7 protein-coding genes are annotated in these 4,153 nt (G+C 51.5%); all 7 read left to right on the forward strand.

Annotated elements, in window-relative coordinates; all coding sequences use genetic code 11:
- The first annotated feature begins 260 nt into the window (after window positions 1–260).
- Window positions 261–410, forward strand: coding sequence for a 50S ribosomal protein L33 (gene rpmG, locus ACPLUI_RS11880; protein ID WP_027357627.1), 150 nt, complete (start codon window positions 261–263; stop codon window positions 408–410).
- Between the two features lie 51 nt (window positions 411–461).
- Window positions 462–770 (forward strand): preprotein translocase subunit SecE, encoded by a 309-nt coding sequence (secE, locus tag ACPLUI_RS11885; protein ID WP_424660475.1) that lies wholly within the window; start codon window positions 462–464, stop codon window positions 768–770.
- 51 nt (window positions 771–821) lie between these two features.
- Window positions 822–1,358, forward strand: coding sequence for a transcription termination/antitermination protein NusG (nusG, locus tag ACPLUI_RS11890; protein WP_424660476.1), 537 nt, complete (start codon window positions 822–824; stop codon window positions 1,356–1,358).
- Between the two features lie 24 nt (window positions 1,359–1,382).
- Window positions 1,383–1,811, forward strand: a complete 429-nt coding sequence (rplK, locus tag ACPLUI_RS11895; protein WP_424660477.1) for a 50S ribosomal protein L11 — start codon at window positions 1,383–1,385, stop codon at window positions 1,809–1,811.
- A gap of 53 nt (window positions 1,812–1,864) precedes the next feature.
- Complete coding sequence (rplA, locus tag ACPLUI_RS11900; protein ID WP_424660478.1) at window positions 1,865–2,563, forward strand: 50S ribosomal protein L1; 699 nt, start codon at window positions 1,865–1,867, stop codon at window positions 2,561–2,563.
- A 216-nt stretch (window positions 2,564–2,779) separates the two neighbouring features.
- Complete coding sequence (gene rplJ / locus ACPLUI_RS11905; protein ID WP_424660479.1) at window positions 2,780–3,313, forward strand: 50S ribosomal protein L10; 534 nt, start codon at window positions 2,780–2,782, stop codon at window positions 3,311–3,313.
- Between the two features lie 56 nt (window positions 3,314–3,369).
- Window positions 3,370–3,756, forward strand: coding sequence for a 50S ribosomal protein L7/L12 (gene rplL, locus ACPLUI_RS11910; protein WP_072871216.1), 387 nt, complete (start codon window positions 3,370–3,372; stop codon window positions 3,754–3,756).
- The last annotated feature ends 397 nt before the right edge of the window (window positions 3,757–4,153 follow it).

Genomic DNA, 4,153 nt, shown 5'->3' on the forward strand with positions numbered 1-4,153 from the left:
AGGTGGCCGTACCGTCGGAGCCGGCGTGGTCACCCAGATTATCGAGTAGCCAGGATTAGCGCATGGATAAGCCGGTGAAGAAGGAATTGCCTGTCAATTCCTTCTTCATTGCTTATTATTACATCAAACTCCTTGTTAATACACTTAATCGCACTTAGAACGGGTTACTATTGACATTGTACGGGAATTATGTTACAGTGGATAAGGCTAATTTCAGGGGACATTTTACAAGTGTTTTTTAGGTTCAGGAGGTGGCCGGGATGCGGGTTAGTGTTACTCTGGCCTGCACGGAATGCAAACGCAGGAATTATACCACGACCAAGAACAAGAAAAATGATCCCAACCGCATTGAGTTGAAAAAATACTGTAAGTTCTGTCACACCCATACCCTCCACAAGGAAACCCGTTAAATGATTCCCGCCGCAACAGGCTTGCGATGAGGTTTTAAGGATGTGGCTGATATGGCATCTTTGAGAGAGTTGATCAAAAGGGACGGCTCACGAAACCCGGCGGCGGTTCGGAATGGGGCCAGGGCGGACAAAAAGACCGAAAAAAAGCCCGTTGTCAAAAAGGAAAAAGTGAACCGTCTGGAGCAAGCTGGCAGGTACTTTCGCGGGGTATACACCGAACTTAAAAAGGTTCACTGGCCTAACCGGCGGGAAGTTGTGACCTACACTGGTGTGGTACTGGTGGCCGTCACCATCGTTGGCATTCTTATCTGGATTTTCGATTCGCTTTTAAGCTGGATTCTCCAGTTTATCGTAAAATAAAAGTGCCAGGGGGGTGGGGGGCCTTGAGTTATCTTGAGGTCCCTTGTATTTATGAGTGAAAAGGGTGAAAAACACTGGTATGTGGTTCATACCTACTCCGGGTATGAAAACAAGGTCAAGGCTAACCTGGAAAAGCGGATCGAGTCCATGAACATGGGAGAAAAAATCTTCCGCATTCTCGTTCCTATGGAGGACGAGGTGGAAATAAAAGACGGCAAGAAAAAAATCGTCAAGAAAAAGATTTACCCCGGTTATGTGCTGGTTGAGATGATCATGACTGATGACTCCTGGTATGTGGTGCGTAATACCCCGGGTGTGACCGGTTTTGTCGGTTCCGGTTCCAGGCCCATTCCCCTGACCGACGAAGAGGCCATGCAGATAATAGGTAAAGCTATTTCCGATGCCCCGCGTCCCCGTCTCGACCTGGGCGTCAACGATCATGTGCGGGTTACTTCGGGTCCCTTTGAGAATTTCGAAGGTATTGTGGAAGAAATAGATCCGGATAGGGGAAAACTCAAAGTAATGATTTCCATGTTTGGCCGGGAAACACCGGTAGAATTGGATTTTTCCCAGGTGGAAAAGATATAGCGACGGCGAGGAGGTGTTCGTAACATGGCAAAAAGAGTTGCTGCAGTGGTCAAGCTGCAATGTCCGGCTGGAAAAGCTACTCCTGCACCCCCGGTGGGGCCCGCCCTTGGGCAACACGGGGTGAATATTATGGCTTTTGTTAAAGAATTCAATGAGCGTACTGCAGCCCAGGCCGGCCTGATCATCCCGGTGGAAATCACCGTTTATGAAGATCGCAGTTTCACTTTTATTTGCAAGACTCCACCGGCGGCAGTGCTGTTGAAAAAAGCTGCCGGTATTGAAACTGCGTCCGGAGAACCGAACAGGAAGAAAGTGGCCAGGGTTCCTCTGTCCAAAGTGCGGGAGATCGCCGAAACGAAAATGCAGGACCTCAACGCAAATGACATCGAGGCCGCCATCCGTATGATTAAGGGGACGGCCAGGAGCATGGGCATCGAAGTGGTGGAAGGCTGAATACGGCCGGTGGGAGGAACAAATCCGCTTGTACCACAAAGGAGGAAGGTAAGATGCCGCGACATGGCAAAAAGTACCTGGATGCAGTCAGGAAGGTGGATCGGTCCAGACTTTACGATCCTGCCGAAGCCCTGGCCCTGGTTAAAGAAATGGCTTCCGCCAGGTTTGACGAAACGGTGGAAGTGGCAGTCAAACTGGGTGTAGACCCCCGTCATGCTGACCAGCAGGTGAGGGGTGCGGTGGTACTGCCCCACGGTACCGGCAAGACGAGAACCGTACTGGTCTTTGCCAAAGGAGAAAAGGCCAGGGAAGCTGAAGAAGCTGGTGCTGACTTTGTCGGGGCTGAGGATATGGTGGCGAGGATCCAGCAGGAGGGATGGCTGGGTTTTGACGTGGCTATCGCTACCCCCGACATGATGAGCCTGGTTGGCCGCCTGGGCCGGATTCTGGGGCCCCGGGGGCTGATGCCAAACCCCAAGACGGGTACGGTTACCTTTGATGTTGCCCAGGCGGTTAAAGAAGTGAAAGCTGGTAAAATCGAATACCGGGTGGACAAAGCTGGTATTATCCACGCTCCTATAGGCAAGGTGTCCTTTGACGTGGAAAAGCTGGCCGAAAACCTGCGTACCCTGGTGGAACAGTTGATCCGTGTCCGACCTGCTGCTGCCAAGGGGCAGTATATCAAGGGTATCACTGTTTCCTCCACTATGGGACCGGGCGTGAAGGTCAACCACCTGAAGGTTACTGCCTGAGACGGTAACCGGCGGGTTACTTGCTGACAGGAAAAAACTTGATAACCATACCTAGCTGTAGACAGTTGGTGTCCCGTACTTAATGGCATCTGCCGCCAACCGAGGCCGGGGTTTGAGTTACCTGCCGTTGGTATAACAGGGCAGGCCCTGTGTCTTATTGTGCTACAGGTGCCTGCCTTTTAGTTTTTAGTTCGTGGAAAGGAGGTGCACCGGTTAATGCCTACCAGGGAAGAAAAACAAGCCATGCTGGCGGAATTGACTGAGAAGTTTCGGACCAGCAAAGCAGCCGTTCTAACCAACTTTCGCGGTCTGGATGTTGCGTCCATGACCAAAGTGCGCCGGCGTCTCAGAGAGTCGGGCAGTGAGTTGAAAGTGGCCAAGAACACTCTCACCCGCCTGGCGGCCAACGAGGTGGGTATAGAGGGACTGGATCCTTATCTGGAGGGTCCTACGGCTATTGCCTTTGGTTACGAGGATCCGGTAGCCCCGGCCAGAGTCCTGGCCGAGCTGGCCCGTGAGTTCAAACAACTGGAAATAAAAGCTGGTATACTGGAAGGCAAAGTTATCGATGTGGAAGGGGTTCGCCGCCTGGCCGATCTACCCTCCCGCGAAGTCTTGCTGGCCAGGGTCGCTGGTGGTATGCAGGCTCCTCTATACGGTTTTGCCGGCGTCTTGCAGGGGCTCCTGCGCAACCTGGTTTATGTGCTGGAAGCCATCCGTAAACAAAAGGCCGGAGAAGCGACTACCTGAAAATCTACCTGAAAATCTTTAACCTGAACCCATGATGATTCGAGGAGGTAAAAATGATGTCCAAAGTAAACGAAATTCTGGAAGCCGTAAAAGGCCTGACTGTATTGGAACTGGCTGAACTGGTTAAAAAATTTGAAGAGGAGTTTGGTGTGAGCGCCGCTGCTCCCGTGGCCGTGGCTGCCGCTCCCGTAGCGGCCGGTCCTGCAGCCGCACCGGCTGCCGAAGAAGAACAGACTGAATTTGACGTTATTCTGACTGCCGTGGGCGACAAGAAGATCAACGTGATCAAGGTGGTGCGCGAAATCACTGGCCTTGGCTTGAAAGAAGCCAAGGAAGTGGTTGATAACGTTCCCAAGCCTATCAAGGAAAAAGTCAGCAAGGAAGAGGCCGAGGCTATTAAGGCCAAGCTGGAAGAGCAGGGTGCTACTGTGGAAATCAAGTAACAGGAATTTTGACAGGCCCGGGCCACACTACCATGTGCAGTGTGGTCCGGGTTGCTTTTTCGGGGAAAACATTTCAGTTCCTCAGATGGTAGAAATTACATTGACGCAAATATTTCCTTCAAGCTATACTGCTTCCAGGAGAGGGCGTATCTTTTTGTTGACATACGGGGATGGTGCCGTAGATCCGGGATAATCAATAAGCTAATGACAAGCTCACAAAAGCCGGTTTGTGGGGGTTTTCTCTTTGGTTGAATATGAACGTCAATTCCGACCCGGCAGCAGTTTCCCCTTTTATAACTGCCTGCAGGGCAAGATATTGTTCCCCCTGCTGCAAGTGATGTTGCTGGTCCTGGGTTTGATGATGCTTGACCTCTGGTACCATGTGGATAGTGAAAAA

The organism is Desulfofundulus sp. (assembly GCF_049701015.1).
Classification (GTDB): Bacteria; Bacillota; Desulfotomaculia; order Desulfotomaculales; family Desulfovirgulaceae; genus Desulfofundulus.

Excerpts from the sequence above, each read along its gene's own strand:
- rpmG (WP_027357627.1), top strand. The coding sequence starts at position 261 with ATGCGGGTTAGTGTTACTCTGGCCTGCACGGAATGCAAACGCAGGAAT.
- secE (WP_424660475.1), top strand. The coding sequence starts at position 462 with ATGGCATCTTTGAGAGAGTTGATCAAAAGGGACGGCTCACGAAACCCG.
- nusG (WP_424660476.1), top strand. The coding sequence starts at position 822 with ATGAGTGAAAAGGGTGAAAAACACTGGTATGTGGTTCATACCTACTCC.
- rplK (WP_424660477.1), top strand. The coding sequence starts at position 1,383 with ATGGCAAAAAGAGTTGCTGCAGTGGTCAAGCTGCAATGTCCGGCTGGA.
- rplA (WP_424660478.1), top strand. The coding sequence starts at position 1,865 with ATGCCGCGACATGGCAAAAAGTACCTGGATGCAGTCAGGAAGGTGGAT.
- rplJ (WP_424660479.1), top strand. The coding sequence starts at position 2,780 with ATGCCTACCAGGGAAGAAAAACAAGCCATGCTGGCGGAATTGACTGAG.
- rplL (WP_072871216.1), top strand. The coding sequence starts at position 3,370 with ATGTCCAAAGTAAACGAAATTCTGGAAGCCGTAAAAGGCCTGACTGTA.